Source organism: Acerihabitans arboris, from assembly GCF_010131535.1.
Lineage (GTDB): Bacteria > Pseudomonadota > Gammaproteobacteria > Enterobacterales > Enterobacteriaceae > Acerihabitans > Acerihabitans arboris.
On the sequence record NZ_WUBS01000009.1, the window covers coordinates 195,997 to 218,014 of the forward strand.

Sequence of the window (22,018 nt, forward strand, 5' to 3'; positions counted from 1 at the left end):
TGAGCGTTGAATAGTTAAACAGCACGACCCATTGTTTTTTTCACCAGAGAAAATCCGTCAATCCGACGAAACAGGAGCCGGCCATGTTAATAAAGAAAAAAATATTATTTTTATCAGGTTTGGTTATGTTGTCCGCCGTTATGGGAGCGCAGGCAAAAGAAGTCGTATTGCGTGCCCTGATGGAAGATGTCCCGGAGACTCATATTATCGAGCAAATGCTGCCGCAGTTTGAAAAAGAGAGCGGTATCAAGGTTGAGTTTGAAAAGATCGGCTATGGCGACATGCATGATAAGCTGGTAGCGCAATTAATTGCCCCACAAAGTTATTATAATTTGCTGGAAGTGGATTTTCTATGGGCCGGCGAATTTCCCGCCGCACAATGGTTGACCGATCTCACCCCGCTTATTAAAAAAGACAGCTTTGATACGTCGGCGTTTATCCCCTCCACCGTTTCATTGCTCAACCACGACAAAGATAAGTTATTTATCTTGCCGATGTATAACTATTCCATGGGGCTGATATATCGCACTGATATCCTGGCGGATAAAACAGTGCAACAGCAATACCAGGCCGGCGCCAATAAGGCGTTGGTGCCGCCGCAGACGCTTGAAGACTATGTCGCGTTAATTAAATATATCAAAGAAAAACAGGGCATTGCCGGAGCGGCCATGCAAGGGCAACGAGGTGATCCTAACAGTATGGAATTCTCTAACTATCTGTTTGCCGCCGGCGGCGATTACCTGGACCAGGATAATAAGGTGGCGCTCAATAGCCCGGCGGGTAAAAAGGCCCTGGCCTTATATGTCGACGCTATCCAGCATGGGGCCCAGGCTGGCGCGCTTTCCGCCACCCTCGACGATACCATGCGCCTGATGTGCAGCGGCAAGGCCTTCAGCATGATCACCTATTGGTGGATGCTGCCGCAGCTGGACAACCGGCAGGCTTGCCCGAATGTGGCGGGCAAGCTGGCGCTGACGACCATGCCGGGCGGCCATGGTGAAAGCGGCGGCTGGGGCTGGGGCATTCCGCATAATGTTTCACCTGAGGAAAAACAGGCCGCCTGGACCTTTATCCAATGGGCGCAAAGTAAGAAAACCGAAACCGAGCGCGCGCTGCAGGGGCATGCGCCGGTGCGCGCCGATGTCTACCAGGACCCGGCGGTGCTGGCTAAATTCCCGTACTACCAGACCGCCCAGCAGGTGGTCGCCAGCGGCAAATCTTTCCCTATCTTTACCTATTCCGCCCAGTATGAGGACGTGCTCGGCACCCAGCTTTCCCAGGTGGCCGGCGGCAACGGCACCGTCGACGGGGCGTTGGCGGAATCCGCCGCCCAGCTTGAAAAGTTGATGAAGAAGTAATGGATGATGCTATCTAAAACCTCCGCGGCTTCCCTGCGGCAGACAAAACCCGGCCGCGCCGGGTTTGACCGGTTTCGCCTGACCGGCTGGGCGTTTGCCTCGCCAGGCTTGACCGCGTTGGCCATCGTGCTGGGTTTCCCCGTGCTGTATGCCGTCGCGCTGGCGTTCTCCTCCTTTACCCTGATGCGGCCGGCCCTGGCGCCTTTTGCCGGCATCGACAACTTTGTCGCCGTGCTGAACGATGCAGCGTTCTGGGCGGCGGCCTGGCTGACCATTAAATATTCACTGATTACCGTCGCCGGCGAGTTTTTGGCGGGGCTGGGCATTGCCCTGATGCTTAACCGGGTGGTAAAGACCAGGCCGCTTTATTTCGCATTGCTGACCATTCCGATGGCGATGTCGCCGGTATGCGTCGCGCTGATCTGGCGCATGCTGCTGCAGCCCAACCTGGGCATCATCAACCATATGTTCGAATCCTGGGGACTGCCGCGCATGGACTGGCTGGGTAATCCGACCCTGGCGTTCTGGAGCATGGCGTTTATTGATGTCTGGCAGCAAATGTCTTTTGTCGTGCTGATCCTGGCGGCCGGTCTTGCCGCGCTGCCGCGTGAACCTTACGAGGCCGCCGAAATGGACGGCGCCCGGCAATGGCAGCAATTTTGGTATATTACCCTGCCGATGCTGCGCCCGGTGGCGGCCATCGCCGTGGTCATCCAGCTTATCAATGAGCTGCGCACCTATGATCTGCCCTATGTGCTGACCCGCGGCGGCCCCGGCACCGCCACCGAAGTACTGAGCTTTTTTGCCTACCGCAGGGCCTTCCTCGGCCTGTCGATTAACGAGGGGTCGGCCGCAGCGCTGGTATTGCTGCTGATCGTGCTCGCCATGACGGTGGTCTTTTTCGCCATGCTGGAGCGGCGCCGTTAACACTCCCTGAGCATCTATACTAAAGGTTAGGTCTCAACCCGGTACACCGGGCGGCAGCGCCGCCAGGGGCCGGGACGATCGCCAGGCGCAGCGGGGCTGAAGGTAGCGGGAGGAGATAATGGCTGGCAGCAAACACAATCCAAAGGGTAACAACGGCGACGGCAGACAGGATGCCGGGAAACCAACGAATGATAAACCTGTCGCGACAGCGGCGGACCGGCCGTTTTTCGATCCCGTGGCATATGGCAACGGCCCTGACGACGGGGTGACCGATACTTCCGAGAACGCCGCCATTACCCACCATACCATGGAGATCGGTGGTAAAACCCTGGATTACACCGCCGCGGCCGGCCATCTGGTGGCGGTCGATTCCGGCAGTTCACTGCCGGAGGCAAAAATCTTTTACGTCGCGTTTACGCTTGACGGCGCGACGCACGAGAGCCGGCCGGTGACCTTTTTCTACAACGGCGGTCCGGGGTCGTCATCGGTGTATGTGCTGTTGGGCTCTTTTGCGCCCAAGCGTATCAAAACCGCGATGCCAGACTTTACGCCGCCCGCGCCTTATACCCTTGAGGATAATCCCGATAGCCTGCTGGATATAAGCGATCTGGTGTTTATCAATCCGGTTGGCACCGGTTACTCGGCGGCCGTCGCGCCGCGACGGAACCGGGATTTTTGGGGGGTCGACCAGGACGCCCGCTCGCTGGCCCAATTTATCAAACGTTACCTGACCGCCAACGACCGCTGGAATTCACCCAAGTTTCTGTTCGGGGAGTCTTATGGCACCGCGCGCAGCGCGGTGCTCTCGTATGTATTGCATGAAGACGGCGTTGATTTGAACGGCGTCACGCTGCAATCCTCGATCCTGGATTATGCCCGGGCCGGTAATCCGGTAGGCTTATTACCCACCTGCGCCTGCGATGCCTGGTATCACAACCGGCTGAAGATATCTCCCCGTCCGGCCGAACCCTTCGCTTTTTCGCGGCAGGCGGCCGACTTTTCCAGCCGGCATTACGCCGGGGCGCTGGCCCGTTTTCCCCAGGTAGATCACGCTATCCTGGCAACGCTTGCCGAATATACCGGTATTGATGAAAAAACGCTGCTTGGCTGGAGCCTCGACGTCGGCGCCAGCAACAGCCGGGGTAACTCGCTCTTCCTGGTAACCCTGCTCCAGTCCAGGGGGTTGGCGCTCGGCTCGTATGACGGCAGGGTGACGGCGGTTAATACCGGCATCGCCGCCGATATCGATCCCAATTCCGGCGGCAACGACCCCTCGATGACGGCGGTTAACGGCGCTTATACGGCCATGTGGAACAGCTACCTTAACGAGGGGCTTAAATTCACGTCCAATTCCGCCTTTACCGATCTGAACGAACGGGCTTTCCAATATTGGGATTTTCACCATACCGATCCCACCGGCGCTGAAAAAGGCGTCAATGACAAGGGAGCGCCGATCCTCTATACGGCGGGCGATCTGGCGGCAACCATGAGCCTGAATGTCGACCTCAAGGTATTATCGGCTAACGGTATCTACGATTTTGTGACGCCGTTTTACCAGACGATGCTCGACCTGGAGGCGATGCCGCTGCTCTCATCGTCTATCCGTCAGAACCTGGCCGTTAAATTCTATCCTTCCGGCCATATGATCTACCTGAACGGCGAGGCGCGCGCCACGTTAAAAAACGACCTGACCGCCATGTACCGCCAGGCGACCGGCGACCCTGCGGCGATAAGCCGCATTCGCGCGTTGCAACAGCGTAAAACGGCAATCTCTTAAGCGGCCCATTGCGGCGCCCATAGGGCGCGGTTGAACATAGGGCAAGACATGGTGCTGAAACTATCCGGCGAAGCGGCGCTGCCGGCGCTTAATCGACCGTTCGCCGCCGGCAAGGGTTAATGGCGTCGATACGTGAGCCGTTATTGGCCGATATGCCGCAGCTTTTTTCCCGCCATCAGGTTGTGCTCGATTTTTTCCAGCGAGATATTTTTGGTTTCCGGGATCAGGATAAAGGTTACCATTACAAACGCCACGTTGAGCGCGCTGTAGAGCCAGAACGTGGCGGCGGCGCCGATATGGCCCATCAGGGTCAGGAAGGTGGCGCCGATAATCATATTGGCCACCCAGTTGGTGGTGGTGGAGCAGGTGATGCCGAAGTCGCGGCTTTTCAGCGGCTGGATTTCGGAACATAAAATCCATACCACCGGCGCGGCGCTCATGGCGTAACCGGCGATGCACATCATGGTCATGCCCACCGACAGATAGGAGATGCCGGCGGAATGGTTGCCGCGATCGATCATCTGCAGGCAAACGCCCAGCATCAGCGTGCCGACGGCAATGACGCTAAAGCCGATTTTCAGCGCCGGTTTGCGCCCGGCCTTATCCACCATGCCGATGGCGATAAACGTCGCCAGCACAAAGGTCAGGCCGACAATGACCGTGGCGATCATTTGCTGACGGGTGGAGGTGAATCCCGCCAGGCTGAATATTTTCGGCGCGTAATACATGATGATATTCATACCGGTAAACTGCTGCATCGCCTGCAGCAGCATGCCGAGGAATACCGCCCGCCGCACGTTGCTATTGGATTTAAACAACCCCCAGCCGTTTTGCTTGAGCTTCAGGCTTTCACGGATATCGTTAAGCTCCTGCCGCGCCTTTTCCGAGGTGTCGCGCAGCATCCGCAGCACCTGTTCCGCCTCGATGTGCCGGCCCTTGGAGGCCAGCCAGCGCGGGCTGTTGGGCAGGAAAAACACCGCTGCCAGCAGGATTATCGCCGGGATGCACAGCACGCCGAGCATCGCGCGCCAGTTGCCGCTATAGCTAAAGGCGGTATCGGACAAAAAAGCCAACAATATGCCCAGGGTCACCATGAGCTGATACATGGCGATCAGCTTGCCGCGGACGGATTCGGTGGCCATTTCGGATAAATATAGCGGTGCGGTGTAGGAGGCGATGCCGATGGCAAAACCCAGCAGCACCCGCCATAGCAGCAATATTTCCGCCGACTGGGCCAGCGCCGAGCCAAGGGACCCGAGGATAAACAGCACGGCGCCAATCATCAGGCTGTATTTACGTCCCAGGCGGGAAGAGAACCAGCCGTTGGCCAGCGCGCCGAGCGCCGCGCCCAGCATCATGCTGCTGACTATCCATTCCTGCAGCTGGCTGCTCAGGGAAAAATGCTCGGTAATCAACGGCAGGGCGCCGGCAATCACGCCGATATCCAGCCCGAACAGCAGGCCGGCCATGGCGGCGGCGAAAGAGATAAAGGTATTCATAAAACGCGCATTACCGGCTAATAGGGATCCGGTAGCGGCGGCTGGGGATGGGTATTCACCAGATTGTGACATGGTCGTCTCCATAAAGGCATAATAACGGCGGTCAGCCGGACAGGCGTTTAACATGGAGCTTATCGTCACTCACCGTGAGGCCCGGTCAGCTAAAGATATAGACTTTTCTGCTACTTAATGAGTTTTTGTGATAGGTGCATCACAATTATCAGCTGGTTAATCCCTATCCAATGGACATTAAAGCTTAGCGATTGGCAGCTGATTTTCCGCTCGGCGCGCTCGGTGGCACAGACTTTTAATGCACCGGCCGAAGTGCTAAAGTTAATAAAATTGCAGATATTTCCGTCAGCGGTTGGTTCAAAACCCGCGATTCATCACATAAAATATGGCGGTAGGGCTGTATGGACTTTAAAGATTATTATGCCGCATTGGGTGTCGATCCCACGGCCGATGTTAAAACGATTAAAACCGCTTATCGCCGACTGGCGCGTAAATATCATCCCGACGTCAGCACCGAATCCAGCGCCGAAGCCAAATTCAAAGAAGTTGCCGAAGCCTATGAGGTGCTGAAGGACAGCGCCCGTCGCGCCGAGTACGATGACCTGCGTAAATATGGCCAGGGCGGTCGTTTCGAAGCGCCTCCCGGATGGCAGCCCAACGGGCGCGCCGCTGCCGGTGCGCAAGGCGATTTCCAGCAGCGTGATTATTCCGATTTCTTTGAATCGGTCTTCGGCGCGCAGGCCAACGGCGGGCAGCGCGCCCGCGCGCCCCGGCGCGGCCAGGATGCCGAAATCGAAGTGGCGGTATTCCTGGAGGAAACCCTTGAGGAGCATCAGCGCACCATCAGTTATCAACTGTCCGCGCCGGTCGAGCGCGGCCGCCAGGGGCAGCCGGTCAGCAAAACGCTGAAGGTAAAAGTGCCCGCCGGCGTCAGCGACGGCGATCGCATCCGTATCAAAGGACAAGGCCCGGCGGGCAGTAACGGCGGCCCCAATGGCGATCTTTACCTGATCATCCGTATCGCCCCGCATCCGCTGTTCGACATTGACGGCAACAACCTGCTGGTGACCCTGCCGCTGGCACCCTGGGAGGCGGCGTTGGGCGCAAAAGTCACGGTGCCGACGCTTTCCGGCAAGATAACCCTCACCGTGCCGGCCAACAGCCAGACCGGCCAGCAGCTGCGTATCAGGGGCAAGGGACTGGTAAACAAGCAGGGGACCGGTGATTTATATGCCTTAATTAAAGTGGTGATGCCGCAACAGGCCGACGATCGTGCCCGTGACCTGTGGACGCAGCTCGCCGCGCAATATGCGTTTAATCCTCGTGCGGAATGGGAGTAAACAGCCATGACCGATGTTAGGGTGACCCTGGAAATCACGGAAATTTGCCAGTCTGCCAGTATTTCCCAGGACGAATTGTTAGAAGTGGTCGCGTTGGGCATTATTGCGCCGCAGGATAATTCAGCCGACGACTGGCGTTTCGAACCCGCGGCATTGCGGGAGCTTAAGCGGGCGCAGCGCCTGCGCCAGGATTTGGAGCTGGACTGGGCGGGCATCGCCCTGGCGGTGAGCCTGCTTGACGAAATATCGCGGTTGAAAACGGAAAATAGCCGTTTGCATCAGCGTTTGGACCGTTTTCTTATCAAGTGATTTTTCCGGGCATCCCGTCGGTTATCCCTTCTTTTCCGGCCCTGGCCCAGGGCCGATGCTGATTACCCTGCCACGCTTTATATTTTCTTGCTGATTTCAGGCTGAACATGTTCGGCTTGCCGGTGTCATATAACCGGTCGAGGCCCTGTTTGCCTGGCCCGGTGGGGTTTTGCCCTATCTGTTCATTTATCAGCGGAGCAGGTCCATGAGAGCCTTGGTGGTATGTCGGGATAATATCGGGGATACATTGTTAACCACTCCCCTTATCAGCGCGCTGGCCAAAGAAGGCGGCTATCGGGTCGACGTCCTGGCGAACAGCTACAACGCCGGCGTGCTGGCCCGTAATCCTGATATCAGCAAGGTCTATGTCTACCAGAAAATCCACCATCGCGCAGCGGGGGAATCCCGTATCGGCATTATCCTGCGCCGCCTGAACATCATGTGGCATATCCGGCGCACCCACTACGATATCGCGTTGATGGCCAAAAGCCGCTGGGATCCGCGCGTACTAAAGTGGGGCCCTCTGTCGGGGGCCGGCAGGATCCTGGCCCTGGGCGATCGTTCCCATCCGGCGATTAGCGATTTGGTGACCCCACCCGACGGGACCCGGGAACATCTGGTCCGGCGCTTTCACCGCATGCTGGCGCCGCTGGGGATCCGCTCGCCTGCCGGCCCGTTGGTGCTTAGCGCCGATCCGGCCGCGGTCGCGGCGCTGTCGGAGCGTTATGGCATTGACGCCGACCAGCCGGTCATCGGATTGCAAATCAGCGCCCGCCGGATATTGCAGCGCTGGCCCGAGGCAAATTTTGTCGCGTTGGCCAGGCTAATCGCCGCGGCCGGCCCTTGCCGGATCATCCTGCTCTGGTCGCCAGGCGCGGCGGATAATCCCACCCATCCGGGTGACGACGACCTGGCCGCGCGGATCGCGGCCGCCTGTGATTTACCCTGCCTGACCCCCATAGCCACGCATTCATTGGATACGCTGATGGCGGCCATGCAGCTGTGCGACAGCGTGGTCACCAGCGATGGCGGGGCGATGCATATCGCCGCCGGATTAGGCAAAGGGATTATCGCGCTGTTCGGCGACAGCGACCCGGTGTGCTGGGCGCCCTGGCAGGTGCCGCATAGCGTTTTACAGGCAGGGGATTCTAACGTGGCGTCTATTTCGCCCCGGCAGGTACATGAAGCGTTGCGTCAACTAAAGCCCGGCGCGCGGCAGGCCGGTTAGTTCAATCCCGTTGCGGCCACCTGCCCGCGCGAGCCGCCGTGACCAACAGTTCAATGGTCAATGGCCGCGGCGCGGGCGGCGCGCTTGACCCGATGCACCGGCCCAGCTGCCGCATGATTTTTATCGGCATCGGGCTGCTGTCTTCAGGGAAATAGGCCAGGTGGTCGTAGTGGCAGGCGTCTACCTGGAAAAGTAAAAAAAAGTCGTTCATCAGATGATCGAATTCATCGGGTGATAAACCCAGATCATCGCGCACGGAAAAGGCCAGGCACAGGGGTTTGCGCCGTCCCCAGATATCGGGCAGGCGGAAGGGGGCGATGAAATCGAACACCTGCTGTTGCAAATCAGGTTCCATAATGATAATTGCCTGGCGCCAGCGCGTCGTCTTGCCCGCGGCGGTAACTCTGCTGCACCGCGGTAAAGACTTCATCAACGGTGATGGCGGCCATCGGGAATGGGCTGGCGGCCAATTCGGGCGACAGGCTTTGCAGCGGCTTATAAAAGACATGGTGCAAATGCAGGTCCTGGTTAGGACCGGTGTATAACGGATTAGCGGTGACAAACAGGCTCACCGTCCTGACCTGCTGCGCAATGGCCAGATGCAACGGTCCGGTGTCGCCGGTAACCAGCGTGTCAAAAGTGGTTATTGCCGAGGCAAGCTCCATCAGGCTGGTTTTGCCCACCAGTGAAACGACCCGGGGCCGGTGACGGGGGGATATCCGCGCCATAAGGTCATCGACCAGCGCCAACTCGTTCTTGCCGCCGATCAGCACGACGTCCAGGGCGGCATGATTATCCATGAGCTTGTCGGCTAACGACGCAAAGCTCTCCGGCGGCCAGCGCCTGAAGTCGCGCGAGGCGCCGAGCTGGAAACCGATGCGAATTTTATCCGCGGGCTTTTGCCCGGGCGGGATGGCCACCGGAATCTCCATTCGTACCGCCGTCGTATCACATCCCAGCGGTTGCAGCAGATTAAGCTTGCGTTGCACGGTATGTCCCTCGAACTTGGATGAGAAGGCGGTGAGCCAAGGGTTGAGCGCCTGGCTCTCGCTACCGTAGTGATCGCGGAAGATATAGCGGCATCCGGACAAGACGACGCTTAAGATATCATAAGGAAAATAGGAGTGAAGAATAACCGCCGTCTGCGGACGCAGGCGCCGTAATTTATAAATAAAATAGATAATATTATTGAACTTATTGTTCCAGTACAAAATGTCATCAAACAACGCGCTGCCCTGGACCAATCCTTTATTCTTCGGACTGGAGACCAGCACTAATCTGGCTTGGGGGAATTTTTTCCTGAGCGCAAGGATTGCAGGGGTATTAAGTATTAAATCGCCTAGTGCGGTAGTGGAATAGATGACAATACAACTAATGCCATCATTGCTGCAGTTTTCCAAACGGCCCCTTTTATAGCCGCTTAAAAAAGCGTAAAAAGTCAATATCTTATTGATTATGCTTGTTTTATTTCTTTTCATGACAAATTGTGGTTAATCAGGGGAATGAAAGGATAATAACATATTGTCTCCGAAAAATATGCGAAGTTATTGGCAGAATATCGTTAAATGCGTAAGTGTTCATGGTTGAAATCATAAATCAGGATGTTAGGCTATGCTATTCTCATCCCTAAGTTAAATTAATTAATTTAATATGTTGTCCAAACTGATGACTCATCTCTATGCCCACCTAGGCGGGTTGTTTGATACCTTTTATCCGGGTAAGTTCAATAATTTTTCACATCGAACAACAGTTGTAATAAAAATTAATTAGAGCTTTTAATTATCATGCAATAATATTTCCATTAACAGTTGATTTACCCGAAGGGAATTCACGCTTTGCCCCCTGATTCACCCGGTTTCCCTCCATGCCGATCATAACGGCGATTATCCGCAGGTTGACCTAGGCAATCATTACAAAAAAACGTGAGATAACTCCATTTTTTGGAGGTCTATCACACTTTTAATGTGACCTACTTCTAATTTCTTGCCTTTTAAATACGTTGGCAGGACTATTGTTACCGGTAACATATTTTTTGCGCTGTTTGGTCACCAAAAGGCCGCCCGGAAATTAACGTAGTGTTCACCGCGGGGACAGTGCATGACGTTTTTTTGCAATGGGAGTCATCAGGTGTTCGAACAAAAAATAAATATCCCCAGGGCCGGTGTCTTGCCGGTTGCTGATTACAGCGTGGTGGATCATAGGCTATGAGTACGTTGACATTAATTATCACCGCCATCGGTTCGGTGCTTATCCTGCTATTCCTGGTAATGAAAGCCCGCATGCATGCTTTTGTCGCGCTGCTGCTGGTCTCCGTGGGCACCGGTATTTTTTCCGGTATGCCGCTTGAAAAAATTGCCGATACCATGCAGGCGGGCATGGGCGGCACCCTGGGTTTCCTGGCCATCGTCGTCGCCTTGGGGTCCATGTTCGGCAAGGTGTTGCATGAAACCGGCGCGCTGGACCAAATCGCCGGTAAAATGGTCAGGTGCTTTGGTGAGAGCCGCGCCTTTTTGGCCATGGGGATCGTGGGACTGATCTGCGCGTTGCCGCTGTTTTTTGAGGTGGCGGTGATGTTGTTGATCGGCGTGGTGTTTGCCGTTGCCCGTCGTACCGACGGCAATCTGGTCAAACTGCTGGTGCCCTTGTTCGCCGGCGTCGCGGCCGCGGCGGCATTTTTATTGCCGGGCCCGACCCCGATGCTGCTTGCCTCGCAGATGCACGCCGACTTCGGTTGGATGATCGCCATCGGCCTGCTGGCGGCGATCCCCGGCATGCTGTTGGCTGGGCCGGTGTTCGGCAGCTTTATCAGCAAATATGTCACCATCCCGGTGCCGGCGGATATTGCCGAGCCGGAATTAAAAACCGATGCGCTGCCTTCGTTTGGCTTTAGCGTCTCGCTGGTGCTGTTTCCGCTGATCCTGGTGGGGCTGAAAACCATCGGCGTGCGTTTTGTGGAACAGGGCGGGACCCTATATCGCTGGATGGAGCTGGTGGGACATCCGTTTATCGCCATACTGCTCGCCTGCCTGGTAGCCATCTACGGCCTGGCCTATCGCCAGGGCATGAGCAAGGATAAGGTAATGAACATCTGCTCGGCGGCACTGCAGCCGGCGGGCATTATCCTACTGGTGACCGGCGCCGGCGGGGTATTCAAGCAGGTGCTGGTGGACTCCGGCGTAGGCCCGGCGCTGGGCAATGCCCTGATCGGCACCGGCCTGCCGATTGCCGTGGCCTGTTTTGTCCTGGCCGCGGCTATCCGCATTATCCAGGGTTCGGCCACCGTCGCTTGCCTGACCACCGTCGGGCTCATCATGCCGGTGGTCGCCCCGCTGGGATTCAACGGCGCGCAGATGGCCGCGCTGTCGGTGTGCATCGGCGGCGGCTCGATCGTCTGCAGCCATGTCAACGATGCCGGCTTCTGGCTGTTTGGCAAGTTAACCGGCGCCACCGAGCTGCAAACGTTAAAGACCTGGACCGTCATGGAAACCATCCTCGGCACCACCGGCGCGGTGGTCGGCATGATTGCCTTCGCCGTGCTGTAATATGTTCACGCGCTGCTGTTGCCCCATGGGCTACAGCGCTGGAAGCGGCTGTTGACCACGGCACAGGCGGGTGGGGATAGCGTTGTTAAGGTAAGAAACCAGCACCGCCGCCGGCAGGAATGCCGACGGCGGGAGAGATTAGGCAAAAGCGCTGACCCGCGCTGGCGTTAAAGCCATTGATTGCCATCCCGCCACCGTTACCGCCGTCGTAATGAGATCCTGCTTAACCCACGTCCAACGTCCAGGTCTAAACGCGAATTAAACTGCACTCCTGCCCGTGCATCAGAGACGGGCGTCTGTAAAAATAAATTGTCTGATGACTTAATTTAATCGAACTCTGACGATATTTTTTTGAATCCTTATCTATTCTCAGGATATCGGGTTCAGGTTACGATGATCTGGGTAAAATCTGAAAACGGCCTCGACAGGGGGGTAAGGATTTTTTATAATGGCCGTTAATTATATTCGATCACCCATTCAGGTTAGAGAGGATGTCATGAGCATTGAACAAGCGGCATGTCTGAAGAAAGGTCGCGGACGTCCTAAGCAGTTTGACCGCGATATCGCTTTGGACAAGGCGCTGGAAATGTTCTGGCGGCATGGCTATGAAGCCACCTCGATGGCCGATCTGGTCGACGCCACCGGCGCCAAGGCGCCGACGCTCTATGCCGAGTTCGGCAATAAAGAAGGTTTATTCCGCGCGGCGGTGGAACGTTACGTCAGCAAGTTTGCCGAAAAAGGCAAGGCCTTGCTGACGCGCCCCGGCAGCACCATTACCGAGGCGGTAGAACGTTTTTTCCGCGCCGCGGCGGCCACCTTTACCGATAAGAGTCTGCCTTCGGGTTGTTTTATCATCTGTACCTCCGCGGCTTTATCCGCGTCGTCCGAGGATGTCGCCGAACTGCTGCGCACGCGCCACCATTTGCAGGAAAATACCCTGCGCGAATTCCTCCAGGTGCGGCAGTCCCAGGGCGAGCTTCCCACGCAGACCAATATCGCGGCGCTGGCAAAATATCTGGCCTGTACGCTGCAGGGCATGTCGGTCCAGGCCCGGGACGGCGCCACCCATGAAGATTTGGATACGATCGTCTCCACCATGATGACCGTATGGCCGGAGCTGATCCGTGTCGGCGCCGATTTTACGCTGATTGCCGCCCTCGAGGCCTGAGCCGCCGGCCAACGCCATTGTGCCGCGCCCAGGAGACGACCCGTCGCCTGGGCCAATCCTTATCCCATCATCAATTTTTGCGCCAACGCCCGCATTTCCGCCGCCGGATTATGACCAATCAGCATGAAGTGGTGATGTTGCGCGGTCCAATACACCACGTTCATTTCGCGCCGGACTTCGCTTTGCGCGCTGCGGTCGCCAGCGCCGGCGGCGGGCGTAATACAAAACGCCAGGGGACCATGGCGTTCATCCAGGTAGGCAATCTGCGCTATGGGCAGGCTGTCGTAACGCAACATACGGGCAAACTTCAGCTCGGCGCCGGGTAGGTTAATACGTGCAGGTTCAAGCGTAAGGCCCAGTTCGGCGCTGATATTCTGCAATTGCCGTTGTTGCAGCGCGGCGGAATCGGGCATGTCGGCAAAGGTTTCATTGGTATAAAGCGACATATATTGCGCCACCAGCCCGCGCCAGTTGTCGTCAGGCGTTTCGCTCTCTCCCAGGCCCGCCGACAGGCGTCCGGCCAGGCCACCCACCGCCAGGCAGGCCACCGCCGCCGCGATAAGGTGACGGCGGCTTACGCCTTTATACCCCGATGCCGGCAGTGGGTTTCCGGGGTCCAACGCCTCCAGCCCTGCCTGTAACCGCGCTACCGGCGCTTGCTCCAGCATACCGGCGTAAGCCGCGCCGAAAGGCAGGCTGGCGCGATCCAGATAGGCCAGGCGCGCCGCCAGCTGCGGGTCCAGGCTGAGCTGTTCCCCTAGCAGATGGCGTTGTTCCACGCTTAATTCATCATCCAGGTAAGCCACCAGCATTTCATCGGAAAACGGCGGGGCCGGGCGATATTGAGTCATTGGAAATCCCCCTCTGCCAGGGTCCGGCCGGAAGCGATGGCGGCATCTTTTGCCAGCCGTTGCCGGGCTGTCGCCAGCCGGCTCATGATGGTGCCGATGGGCACGGATAAGGTTTGCGCCGCTTCCTGATAGGTAAAACCTTCCACGTACACCAGGAACACCGCATTTCGTTGGGCCTCCGGCAACCGGTTGACGCGCGCCATAATCTGGTTCGCCCAAATATCGTCAACGGAGTCGCGGCTATCGGCCTGGCCTTCCGTAGCGTCGATGTCGACAAATCCCTGGCCCTGGCGAATTAAGCGCGACCTGATCTCATTGACCCAAATCGAATGCAAAATCGTGAACAGCCAGCGATCCAGCGTGGTCCCGGCGGCAAACTGCCCGGCGCGTTCCAGCGCGCGCACGCAGGTCGCCTGCACCAAATCATCGGCAATATCATGTTTACGCGATAACACCATGCCGTAGCGCCAAAGACGCGCCAGATGGTGCCCCAGTTCGCCTCTGATCTCATCTGCTTTCACGACAGCGATCTCCCGACCGGATTCAGTACCTTATCAAGTGCATGGGATTATTGGACCAAACCCGGCATGTACATGCCGCCGGCGCGCGTTATGACTCGGGATGACCGTTAATGGCAGCGGACAGATCCCGATACTCTTCGCAACTGGTGCCGCACAAGGTCTTTATCGTGGCCAGCTGTTCCCTGGCCAGGTCCGGGCGTCCCTTGATCATATAGGCTTCGCCTAGATATTCGCGCACCTGGGCGTAATGCGGATCCAGGGCAATGGATTTCTGGTAATAACCGATACCCTCGTCGGTGCGCCCCAGCTTGCGCGTGGCATAACCGCGATAGTTCCAGGCCTTGGCGGTGTTGGGCTGCCTGAGGGTATTCAACACCCCTAACGCCTCGTCATAACGTCCGGCTTTGGCCAGGGAATAGGCATACTGGGTACGATCGGTATCGGAAATCTTGCTCCCTTTATCCACCATACAGCTTTTGGTGCGGGAATCGTAGATTTGTCCCTTGGGGCAGGTCGGCGTGGTGGTCGAACTGTCGCCCATGGCGTGTGCCACGCCGGATAGCAGCAGCAAGGCGCCTACCGCCACCGGCAAGATGCGTTTTTTTGATATCAGCAAAACGATTGAGTAAGGCATGGTTTTCACTCCGGTGGTTAAGGGATGGAGATAGAAGGCGTTATTTTGCCGGCGGGATCATTCTTCTTAGCGTATTGTCGCGTAGTACATAATGGTGGAACAGCGCCGCGCAGGCATGCAGGCCGGCGAGGATAATAATTGTCCACGCCGTGTAAAAATGCAGCATGCCGAACGTGCGCCGCAGCATCGGGTCGACGCCGAAAATATCCGGTATAGGAAACAGTCCAAAGAACATAAAGGGCTCGCCCTGCGCCCAGCGGAAAAGGAAACCAAGGGTAACCTGCCCGATCAGCAGCAGATATAACGCCCAATGGGTCAGCTTGGCCACGCGGTGCATCCATACAGACGACGAGGCGGCGGGTAATCGTTTACCGGCCGTGCCGCGCCAGATAAGACGGGTGATAATAATGGCCGCGAGCATGATGCCGAAAGAGATATGCAGTGACTGAAGCCCTTTTCTCCATGGCGTGCCGCGCTCCAGTTGTTCCCATATCTGCGAGCTGGCAAAAAGAAAAATAACCATCAGCGCCGTTGCCCAATGCAGCATGATGGTAAATTTATCATAACGCTGTGAGTTCGATTTTTGCGGAATGATGGAAGTGGTTGGCATGCCTGTATCCTGGATGGCCTGGTTGAATACAGGGTAAACACCTCACCGGGCGAACTTATTCGCTTTTTTTCGAGAAATTATTTTCCCCGCCGTGCCGGTAAATTTATCGGTAAACTCCGGTGACGCTATAAGCGCAAGCGTGGCGGTCAACGTCGCGACCTGGGAGGATGGAATAATGGACTCAAAGCGCCTCTGGGCGTCCTGCCACAGGCTATGCGATGCCTGGAGTTTATCGTGGCCGGCCTGCGTCAGCCTGACAACCCGGCCGCGTTTGTCTTCCTGCGCGACCGCCACCGTCAGCAGGCCGTCCCGCTCGAGGGGCTTAAGGTTGTGGTTCAACGCCGAACGATCCAATACCAGCGCTTCCGCCAGTTCGCTCATGCTGAGCTCGCCGGCGTTGTTGATTTGCCGGAGAATAGAGCGCTGCGTGGAGCGCAGCCCTATGGGCGCCAGCGCCGCATCGTAAAGCTGGGACATTCGCCGGGTGGCCTTACGTAAGGCCGTAGCATGGCATACCGCGGGTTGGTTGGTCTCGCCCGCCAGGCCGCTCCCCTTAACCGGAATTTCGTCCAGCCTCGGCGATTTTTTGGCTGCGCACATGTTATTCTCCCGGCCGATGGCGGCGGTTCAGTCCCGGCTGCGCTGGTAGACCGCCAGATGGGTATAAGCGGCGCAGAGCAGGGGGGTAGTCAGTCCCGCGCGCTGTCCCAGCGCCACGAGATCGCCAAGCACCTGCTCGGCTTCCACCTGGAAACCCTGGTTCAGATCCCGAAACATTGAAGAGGTCTGGGCCGAGTCCTGTTGGGTCAATAAGGCGGTGGTGTCGGCGATATAGTCTTCACGTCGGCGATAGCCCGCCGATGTGACCACCGCCAGTATTTCGTTTATCACCGAACGGGCGAACAGCTCGCCGCCGGGGGCCGCGGCCACCTGGCCGATATTGCCGCGCATCAGGCAGGTAATGGCGCCCAGGCTTGCCAGCAGCAGCCATTTTTCCCACATCTCGTTGATAATCGAGGTTGATAGCCGGGCGGTAAAGCCCGCATCCTTGAACAGGGCGTCGAGCCGGCTGATACGATCGGTTATCGAGCCGTCCGGTTCGCCGTAGGTTAATTCATGCAGATGGCTGAGCTGCACGACCCGGCCTTGCTCATCAAGGGTGGCGGCTATTTTGCACAGTCCGCCAATGACCGCCTGCTTGCCAAAACGGGTGGTCAGGATCTCCAGGTGTTTCATGCCGTTAAGTATCGGCATGATGATGGTGTCCGGGCCTACTGCGGGGGTTATGTCGCTAAGCGCCGATTCAAGGCCAAAGGCTTTCACGGTTAACAGGATAACGTCATACGGCTGGTCTATTTCTCCGGTGGTTATCAACTGCGGTTGCAACGAAATCTCGCCGCCGGGCGTGATCAAATGCAGTCCGTTGTGACGTAACGCATCGGCACGCTTACCGCGCACCAAAAAGGTGACGTTCCGTCCGGCAAGCGACAACCGCGCGCCAAAATAACCTCCGGTGGCGCCTGCGCCAACGACTAAAATCCGCATAACGTTTTCCTTTTATTCTTGATGAGTGAAAAACCAGGCCATCTTGATAAAATAGGTGAGTATGCAACTAATAGTCAAGCGGGTTATCTGCCCCGCCATTACCAGAGCGGGCTGAGGCGGTCATTGTCACGGGCGATATCTCTGAAGACGGCCCTCAAAATTTTTACCGACTGGCGTTATGGCAGCTAAAAAAAATTAAACGTCCCTGTTTATTATTTGGGTTGAACTCATGATAATAAAGAGAATGTGGAGCCGTACGTTATCAACTGAAAACAACCGTGGATTTAAGGTGTTGGATTTTGGTAAAACGCATGAACCCATTAAAATTTTATATGATATTATTCAATCGTTATTAAACTTAATAACATCCCATTCATTTTTACGACCGGTTGATGCCTGGATGTCATTAACGTTTGATATTTAGCTTAAGGCTATGCTTTTTTATAATAATTATAAATGTTATAAAATTTAATCAATCGTATCAATAAAGGCGCTGTAGTTATTGCCACCATGACAAGTCTGTGGCGCCACCCGGTAAGGAAACGCCGCGCTACTTATAATAGCGCGGCGTACCGTTGTCATCCCTGTTGAGTGACTGGCACTCTACTCGACAACAGCGGCAGTATAAATGAAAAATCATAGCAATGTAAATGCCTGAATAAATAAAAATGGAAGATATAATAAATTAAAATTGCGCTACCTATTCAATTAGTGTTAACGATATTATAATAAAAGCTACCTGGTACTAATAATTAGCCTTTATATTTTGAAAATATGGTGTGGTGTGGGTAATGCCGCCATTACCGGCAAATCAGATATCCACGCTTCCTTACCTGTAATCAAGAGGGCCTCTCGGTTAGGACATTCGACTAAAAAAATCTTGGAAAGGCAGGTGATGAATGCGATAGGGGATGGCTGCAAGCCTGCAGCCAATAGCCGTTCAGCTATTTCGCCCCGGGTTTCCTGGCAACCCATTCGCCAGCCTTTTCCCTTGCTTTTCTCCAGGCTTAGGGTTCAACGCCAGGCGCGCTACGGGTTATACGTTTGTACCTGCCTATCTGTTCCCTTTATGTTTCGCAGGTTATTTTTCTCCTTATAACGTGGCATCGGTTGCACCTGTAACCTCGAACGCGGTGAGCTTTTTTTCCGAAAATCCGGTGGTGGCCGCGATAATCGTACGTTCCACGCCCTTTGCCAAAAGCGTGCGAGCTACCTCCTTACCTTTCCTGAAACCTTTCCTCATACCTTTACGTTCCAATTGTTCTACCAGAGTCATTATATTCCCCTTATAACGCGGCGCTTGCCGCGCTAATGTTGTTAGAAAAAGCTGAGTTTTGATCGAGCGCTTTCCTGTGTGATCGATATAATAGACAAAGCTGTTGAACTGAGCTTTAGTAATGGGCCAATTTTGCATCAAAGCAGCGATATCGCACACCTTATCCATCCAATTCCGCACAAATATATGTTTTTGCACCATTTCCATTAAGGCTATCCGCCGGTGCCCGAGAAGCGTCTCGTCAGAGATAACCGTGACATCCACCAGAGAAAAGGGATTGAAATATACTGATTCAGCCGTTTCAGGGTCGGCAAAACAATCCAGCCAACGGGTCGAATAAGGATAAGGGCCTTTCCTCCCGTGGTAAAACAGCAGCGGTATGACTAACGGCACATGTTTATGACCCTGCTCAAGATGGTACTGCATCGCCGCCACGCTGTAGCGCATAAGCCTGAAGGCCATCAGTTTATCCATAGGAATAAGGCGTTGATGCTCAGAAAAACAGGCCGGGATAGAATAAACCGTCCTTGGTTTACCGTAGTGCCTTGCCTGTGCGTTCAACCATGGCGTGAGTATAAAAGAAAGCTTTCATTGAAGTAAATATCGAAACAACTAATAGAATCCTAAAAAATCGCAATTAATTTTCAGCGCTTTATTCATGAGTTTTATATAAATACCTATCTGCGATAAACGGATTGGCGATTAAAAGGCCACAGTGCCAATCCTTGGGCTGCCGGTTTTTTGCCTATCCCGGCAACGTCGCCAGTAACGGCTATCACGCGTCCCCGCCTTATAGCCCCGGCGCCTTCCACATCGACGTGGTCAGGCCGTGATCCACCAGGCCCAGCTGATCGGCGTATACCGCCTGCCAGTTGGTTTTCATCTCCTGGTAGTGCTGATGGTTTTCCGTATTCGGCTGGTATTCACGCTGCCAGCGCACCAGGCGCTCGCCGGTCTCGGCAAGCGTGGGATAGATGCCAGCGCCCACGCCGGCGGCAATGGCGCAGCCCAGCGCGGTGGCCTCTTTTACCTCCGGTACCTTGACCGCCAGGCCGGTAACGTCGCTGAGGATTTGGCACCATAACTTGCCCTTGGAACCACCGCCGGCAAACACCAGCGCGGGGGCCTGCACGCCTGAAAAACGGGCGATCTGCTCGAGATTGCAGGCGGAAACAATCGCCGCGTTTTCCTCCAGGGCGCGGAACAGCGTCTGTTTGTTGCACCGATCGGGATCGATGGAGAGATTGATAAACGAAGGGGCGGCGTGATACCAGGACTTGAAGTGCATGGCATCCGAGAATATCGGCATTACGCCATAGGATCCCACCGGCACGCGGGCGGCCATCTCTTCGAGCAGGTTATAGGTGTCCACGCCCATGCGCTCGGCGATGGATTTTTCCTCGCTGCAAAAGGCGTCGCGAAACCAGCGCATGGTGAGACCGGTGAAAAAGCTGATGGACTCGGCCTGCGCCATACCGGCAATCACATGGGGATTGATGCGGATATTCATATCCGGGTCGGTCATCGGCGCGGGCAGGTTGACAACCTGCTGCCAGAAGGTGCCGCCGAGCACCGCGGTTTGCCCCGCGCGCACGATGCCTAAACCCAGGCTGCCGAGCTGCACATCGCCGCCGCCCATCACCACCGGCGTACCGGCCGCCAGCCCGCTGGCGTGCGCAGCGACCCGCGTCACTTCGCCCAGTACCGTGCCCGTCTCCCGCACCGGCGAGAGCATATCGGCGCGCAGCCCGGCCATATCCAGCAGGCTGCGTTGCCAGTCGCGGCTGGCCAGGCTAAGCATGCCGGTGGTGCCGGCGTTCGACGGGTCTACCGCTAATTCGCCGCACAGCATATAGGCCAGCCAGTCGCTGATCATGGTCAGCGTCGCCGCGCGACGATAGACATCCGGCCGGTGATGCGCCAGCCACAGCAGGCGCGGCATGGCGCTTAACGCCAGCGTTTGCCCGGAACATTCATACACCTCGCGCTCAAAACAATAATCATGCAGTTCCTTCAGTTCGGCTACCTCGCGGCTGGCGCGGGCATCGACATTGGCGCAGGCCCAGATAGGCTTGCCATGGCGATCGTAGAGCACGATGCCTTCACGCATGGAGCAGGCGGCCACCGCCCGGATTGCCTGGGGCGCAAGCCCGGCGCGTTGCAATGCCTGGCGGATGCATCCGCAGGCTAACCGCCAGTTATTATCCAAGTCAAAGTCCATGGAACCGGGAATGGCGGGATCGGATAAATGCTGCCATTCCGCCTGGCCAACCGCTATTTGATTGCCTTCGGTATCGAAAATCACCGCCCGGACGCTGCCGGTACCGGCATCCAGCGCCAACAGATAATCCCCGCCGGAAGCGGCGGGGTTTTGCGTAGGGTTACAGAGTGTAGTCATGGTTTGATCTCTGTTTTAGTCGCGCCGGGGCGCGTTATGGCGTCGCCTTGGCTAAAGTAGGTTCAGCATCGCCCTCACCGTGCTCTCTTCGGTCACCAGGGCGTTGATATGCTTGCCAGCCAGCGCCGCCAGGATGGCCTCGGCTTTTTCCACGCCGCCCGCCACGCCGATCACCTGTGGAATATTATCCAAATCCCGCAGCGATACGCCGATCAGCTCCTGATGGATGGGCATGGACTCCGTCAGTTCGCCGTTACGTTGCATAAAATAACCCAGGATATCGCCCACCGCGCCCTTGCGGCCGAACAAGAGTTGTTCACCCTCGCTGATATAACCGGAACGCATTATGGTCGCCTCGCGCTTCTGGCTGAGCGAACCGATGCCGACCACCGCGAGATCCGCGGCGCAGGCGGTCAACATTACATCCTGCACGCTGCGCTCCCGGCGAAAAATTCCCGCCACGCTTTCCGAGGAGGCGCGCAGCGGCGCCGGGATGATGCTGACGCTGCAGGCGGCGTCCAGTTGGCCAATGCCGGTCATATAGGGACCGACCCCGCCGGAAAGGGTCACCAGCCTGATCTGCTGGGAAGTAATAAATCCGCTCAGATGCTGCAGCGTGCTCATGGCCGTTTCGCCAAAACCCACCGCCAGCAGCTGCTGCGGCTGCAGTTGCTTCATGATCTCCTGGGCGGCGCCGATGCCGATACGCTGGCTCATATCCCGCTGCGGCAAGGCCGGCAGCACCCGCGCATGCCGCAAATCGAAGCGTTCGAGCAATTGGTTTTCCAGCTCCAGGCACCCCTCGTAACGGGAGTTTATCTGTACGCGGATCACCCCCGACTGGCGGCCTTTTTCCAGCAGGCGGGAAACCTTGAGGCGGGTCAGTCCCAACTGCTCGCCGATTTCTCCCTGGGTCATGCCGTCGTGGTAATAAAACCACGCTATACGCGCTAACAGTTCCTGCTCGGCCATGCTGCTGTCCGCTGGGTTGAAATTATCCGGGTTATTTTTCTTCATATAGAA

The 22,018-nt window shown here is 56.4% G+C and carries 20 protein-coding genes; 8 read left to right on the top strand and 12 right to left on the bottom strand.

Going from position 1 to position 22,018, the window contains the following annotated elements; all coding sequences use genetic code 11:
* Window positions 1-125: 125 nt before the first annotated feature.
* From GRH90_RS14140 to GRH90_RS14150, 3 genes are all read left to right on the top strand, one after another.
* Entirely contained in the window at window positions 126-1,358 is a 1,233-nt protein-coding gene (locus tag GRH90_RS14140) for an ABC transporter substrate-binding protein (RefSeq protein WP_218586246.1), read from the top strand.
* Between the two features lie 3 nt (window positions 1,359-1,361).
* Window positions 1,362-2,285 carry a carbohydrate ABC transporter permease gene (locus GRH90_RS14145; protein ID WP_218586247.1) on the top strand — a complete coding sequence of 308 codons (924 nt, stop codon included), beginning with the start codon at window positions 1,362-1,364 and terminating at the stop codon, window positions 2,283-2,285.
* A gap of 118 nt (window positions 2,286-2,403) precedes the next feature.
* Window positions 2,404-4,062 (top strand): S10 family peptidase, encoded by a 1,659-nt coding sequence (locus GRH90_RS14150; protein ID WP_162366597.1) that lies wholly within the window; start codon window positions 2,404-2,406, stop codon window positions 4,060-4,062.
* A gap of 140 nt (window positions 4,063-4,202) precedes the next feature.
* On the opposite strand, the gene GRH90_RS14155 is transcribed toward GRH90_RS14150, so the two are convergent.
* Window positions 4,203-5,633, bottom strand: a complete 1,431-nt coding sequence (locus tag GRH90_RS14155; RefSeq protein ID WP_162366598.1) for a sugar porter family MFS transporter — start codon at window positions 5,631-5,633, stop codon at window positions 4,203-4,205.
* A gap of 341 nt (window positions 5,634-5,974) precedes the next feature.
* Between GRH90_RS14155 and cbpA the strand changes: the two genes are divergently transcribed.
* The 3 genes from cbpA to GRH90_RS14170 all read left to right on the top strand — a co-directional run bounded on the left by cbpA (window position 5,975) and on the right by GRH90_RS14170 (window position 8,450).
* Complete coding sequence (gene cbpA / locus GRH90_RS14160) at window positions 5,975-6,913, top strand: curved DNA-binding protein (protein ID WP_162366599.1); 939 nt, start codon at window positions 5,975-5,977, stop codon at window positions 6,911-6,913.
* 6 nt (window positions 6,914-6,919) lie between these two features.
* Window positions 6,920-7,222, top strand: a complete 303-nt coding sequence (locus GRH90_RS14165) for a chaperone modulator CbpM (RefSeq protein WP_162366600.1) — start codon at window positions 6,920-6,922, stop codon at window positions 7,220-7,222.
* 205 nt (window positions 7,223-7,427) lie between these two features.
* Window positions 7,428-8,450 carry a glycosyltransferase family 9 protein gene (locus GRH90_RS14170; protein WP_162366601.1) on the top strand — a complete coding sequence of 341 codons (1,023 nt, stop codon included), beginning with the start codon at window positions 7,428-7,430 and terminating at the stop codon, window positions 8,448-8,450.
* 1 nt (window position 8,451) lies between these two features.
* Here the strand turns inward: GRH90_RS14170 and GRH90_RS14175 are convergent, their stop codons facing one another.
* Entirely contained in the window at window positions 8,452-8,805 is a 354-nt protein-coding gene (locus tag GRH90_RS14175) for a DUF1493 family protein (RefSeq protein ID WP_162366602.1), read from the bottom strand.
* A complete protein-coding gene (locus GRH90_RS14180; protein WP_162366603.1) occupies window positions 8,795-9,724 on the bottom strand; it encodes a glycosyltransferase family 9 protein in 930 nt (309 codons plus the stop codon). Before GRH90_RS14180 ends, GRH90_RS14175 begins: the two co-directional genes overlap by 11 nt.
* A 930-nt stretch (window positions 9,725-10,654) precedes the next feature.
* Here GRH90_RS14180 and gntU point away from each other — a divergent pair.
* Together gntU and GRH90_RS14190 are read left to right on the top strand one after the other, a co-directional pair.
* A complete protein-coding gene (gene gntU, locus GRH90_RS14185) occupies window positions 10,655-11,992 on the top strand; it encodes a gluconate transporter (protein WP_162366604.1) in 1,338 nt (445 codons plus the stop codon).
* A gap of 496 nt (window positions 11,993-12,488) precedes the next feature.
* Entirely contained in the window at window positions 12,489-13,160 is a 672-nt protein-coding gene (locus tag GRH90_RS14190; protein ID WP_162366605.1) for a TetR/AcrR family transcriptional regulator, read from the top strand.
* Between the two features lie 59 nt (window positions 13,161-13,219).
* On the opposite strand, the gene GRH90_RS14195 is transcribed toward GRH90_RS14190, so the two are convergent.
* The 9 genes from GRH90_RS14195 to lsrR form a co-directional block, all read right to left on the bottom strand.
* Window positions 13,220-14,011 (bottom strand): anti-sigma factor, encoded by a 792-nt coding sequence (locus tag GRH90_RS14195; RefSeq protein WP_162366606.1) that lies wholly within the window; start codon window positions 14,009-14,011, stop codon window positions 13,220-13,222.
* Window positions 14,008-14,532, bottom strand: a complete 525-nt coding sequence (locus GRH90_RS14200; RefSeq protein ID WP_162366607.1) for an RNA polymerase sigma factor — start codon at window positions 14,530-14,532, stop codon at window positions 14,008-14,010. Before GRH90_RS14200 ends, GRH90_RS14195 begins: the two co-directional genes overlap by 4 nt.
* A gap of 88 nt (window positions 14,533-14,620) precedes the next feature.
* Window positions 14,621-15,166 carry a tetratricopeptide repeat protein gene (locus GRH90_RS14205; protein WP_162366608.1) on the bottom strand — a complete coding sequence of 182 codons (546 nt, stop codon included), beginning with the start codon at window positions 15,164-15,166 and terminating at the stop codon, window positions 14,621-14,623.
* Between the two features lie 40 nt (window positions 15,167-15,206).
* Window positions 15,207-15,776, bottom strand: coding sequence for a cytochrome b (locus tag GRH90_RS14210; protein WP_162366609.1), 570 nt, complete (start codon window positions 15,774-15,776; stop codon window positions 15,207-15,209).
* Between the two features lie 42 nt (window positions 15,777-15,818).
* The gene (locus tag GRH90_RS14215) at window positions 15,819-16,376 is read right to left on the bottom strand and encodes a MarR family winged helix-turn-helix transcriptional regulator (RefSeq protein WP_162366610.1); all 558 of its coding nucleotides are present in this window, start codon (window positions 16,374-16,376) and stop codon (window positions 15,819-15,821) included.
* Between the two features lie 27 nt (window positions 16,377-16,403).
* Window positions 16,404-17,321 carry a 2-dehydropantoate 2-reductase gene (gene panE, locus GRH90_RS14220; protein WP_162366611.1) on the bottom strand — a complete coding sequence of 306 codons (918 nt, stop codon included), beginning with the start codon at window positions 17,319-17,321 and terminating at the stop codon, window positions 16,404-16,406.
* A 1,093-nt stretch (window positions 17,322-18,414) separates the two neighbouring features.
* Window positions 18,415-19,158, bottom strand: coding sequence for an Rpn family recombination-promoting nuclease/putative transposase (locus GRH90_RS14225; protein ID WP_281352760.1), 744 nt, complete (start codon window positions 19,156-19,158; stop codon window positions 18,415-18,417).
* Between the two features lie 229 nt (window positions 19,159-19,387).
* On the bottom strand, window positions 19,388-20,995 hold the full coding sequence (lsrK, locus tag GRH90_RS14230) for an autoinducer-2 kinase (protein WP_162366613.1): 1,608 nt from the start codon (window positions 20,993-20,995) through the stop codon (window positions 19,388-19,390).
* A gap of 51 nt (window positions 20,996-21,046) precedes the next feature.
* Entirely contained in the window at window positions 21,047-22,012 is a 966-nt protein-coding gene (gene lsrR / locus GRH90_RS14235) for a transcriptional regulator LsrR (RefSeq protein ID WP_162366614.1), read from the bottom strand.
* Window positions 22,013-22,018: the final 6 nt, after the last annotated feature.